The following is a 2,471-nucleotide window of genomic DNA, read 5'->3' as shown; positions in this document are numbered from 1 at the left end:
TGGGAAAATTTTGCCGAGTTTATATCAAATTGCGGTAAATAGTTAGAATTTTAATTCGGGTTTAAATTTACGCTCCGTACCTTGCCTCGCATAGAATTTAGCGCGGACGTAGTCCGCCCCTTATAAAGCGTCGTCGGGGGTTAGGTGGGGGTTTGGGGGCGGAAAGGGGAGCGACCTCGCAATTCAAGCCTCCTTTCCGCCCCCAAGATATTTCATCTATACGTAAACGCAATAGTACGTTCAACAAAATCAGGATTTACACAACTAGAGTTTTAAACAAAATTTTAAAATGTAAAATTGTAAAATTCCACTAACTGAAATTTATAACTTTACAGCCAAATTAATAGAATTATGCAGCGAAAGTTTAGCACTCCATGTTATCGAACTTGCCGTACGAATATTTTTTTGTGGATGAAATATTTTAAGGAAAAATAGGCAAAGGGCAAAGTACCCGAAAGAGCGATTACGCACAAAATAGCCGATGTTGATACAAAAGCAAACCTAAAAGAATTTTCGGCTACAATTTCCCCCAAATAAAGGCAAAATATGAAAGAAATCTCGCTGCTAAGGCTCTCGCTCGCAATCTACGTCGATATGTTTTTGCGCCTAGTAACCACGTTTATCAACACCTACATGATCTCGCGCGTGGACGTCTCGCTTGTTGGCGCGCTGGGCGCGGGCAACGAGATATTTTTGCTCTTCGTCACCGTTTTCGGCTTTCTCGCCGTGGGCTGCTCGGTGCTCGTAGCGCAGGCGCTGGGAGCAAAAAACAAAGTCCTAGCCATGCGCGCGATTCACACAAGCATCGCATTTAACGCGCTCGTGGGACTTTGCAGCGGCGTTTTCGTCTTTAGCTGCGCGCCGTTTTTACTCCGCGCGCTGCAGGTGCCCGCCGAGCTTTTGAGCGAAAGCGCGATCTATCTTAAGGTCATCAGCATCGTCTTTGCGATAGACGCCGTCGCGATCGTGCTTAGCGCCATCGTGCGTGTTTACGGATACGCAAATTTCATCATCGCGGTCTCCATGGTTATGAATTTAGTAACTCTCGCGGGCAATTACGTCGTGCTATTTAGGCCGTTCGGACTGCCGTACTACGGGCTTGAGGGCATCGGCGTGAGCACGATCGCGGGGCGCATGATCGGCGTATTTTTATTCTTCCTCATCATCACGAAGGTGCTAAAGATAAAATTTTACCTCACGATGTTTTTAAAGATCAAGCTCGCCACGCTACGTAAAATTTTATCCGTAGGGCTTCCTAGCGCAGGCGAAAACATGCTGTGGATCGTGCAGTATCTAGTCGCCTTCGCCTTCGTCGCGAGCATGGGCGAGGCGAGCCTTACCGTGCAGACGATCTATTTTCAAATTTCATCATTCATCTTCTTCGGCGGAAGCGCGATCAGCATGGCAAACGAAGTGATCGTAGGCCGCCTCGTAGGCGCTGCCAAGCCGCAGGAGGCGTACCGACACACATTTACCGCGCTGCGCTTTGGGCTCGGGGCGACGGCGCTTTTCGTCGCGATCGTGTTTTTAGCACGCGAGCAGATCATGGAGATGTTGAGCCTAAGCGAGGCGCACAAACAGGTTATGCGGCCGCTTTTTTACCTAACGCTGGGGCTTGAGTTCGGGCGGACGCTTAATATCGTGTTCGTAAACGCCCTGCGCGCAAGCGGCGACGCGAGATTTCCCTTTGCGATGGGCGTGATCTTTATGTGGGGCGTCTCGATCCCGGTGGGCTGGCTTTTGGGCATTCATCTGGGATATGGAATTTTGGGCGTTTGGATCGGGTTTTTCTGCGATGAATGGCTGCGCGGCAGCGCGAATACGGCGCGATGGATAAGCAAAAAATGGCAGAGCAAAAAGTTAGTCTAAATTTGCTAGGCTTGCCGATTGGCCTGCGTTTTAAGCGAATGAAATACGCGCGTATCCGCATTAGCAAGGACTGCGAGATCAGCGTGAGCGTGCCGCGCTCCTACACCGCGGCACAGGCGAAAGACTTCATCCTAAAGCACGAAAGCTGGATACGCCAAACGCTAGAGCGGCTGCGAAGCAAACTTTTAGCAAGCGACGAGGTTAGAATTTTAGGCAAAATTTACAAGCTGAAATTTAGCCGCGAGGCTGAGCTCGACGCAAACTGCGGCGCGAATAAAAATTTAGGCGATGGCGACGCGCAGGGCTGCGTAGGCAGCAGCGTAAGCCATGCGCACGGCGGCGTAAATTCGGCTCATTTACAAAGCGGCGCGGGCATAAGCGGTAACGGCGTCGATGGCGGCGATGTGAGCGGCAGCGCAAACAATGCCATGGACGGCATGAATGACGGTGCGGGTAGCGGCGCGGGAAGTGAAATTTTAAAATTTCACTCGGGCGAGTGCGCCTCGCAAAGTGGTGCGGCGGGCGAGGATTTGAAATTTAACCTACCGGACGATGCAGCGCAAGGGCTAGCGCAACAGAGAGAAGTGCCACAAAGCGGCGGG

At 51.0% G+C, this 2,471-nt stretch carries 2 protein-coding genes; both read left to right on the top strand.

All coding sequences use genetic code 11. From position 1 onward, the window contains the following. Nucleotides 1-546 precede the first annotated feature (546 nt). Nucleotides 547-1,869, top strand: a complete 1,323-nt coding sequence (locus tag Q0140_RS04125) for an MATE family efflux transporter (protein WP_297962171.1) — start codon at nt 547-549, stop codon at nt 1,867-1,869. Continuing rightward, nucleotides 1,845-2,471: YgjP-like metallopeptidase domain-containing protein (locus Q0140_RS04120; protein ID WP_297962169.1), on the top strand; the 627-nt coding region annotated here is incomplete at its 3' end. The genes Q0140_RS04125 and Q0140_RS04120, both read left to right, overlap by 25 nt.

This window comes from uncultured Campylobacter sp. (assembly GCF_938045405.1).
Taxonomy (GTDB): domain Bacteria; phylum Campylobacterota; class Campylobacteria; order Campylobacterales; family Campylobacteraceae; genus Campylobacter_B.
Note: the sequence above shows the minus strand (reverse complement) of the source record. Positions and strands in the feature narration are given on the sequence as shown.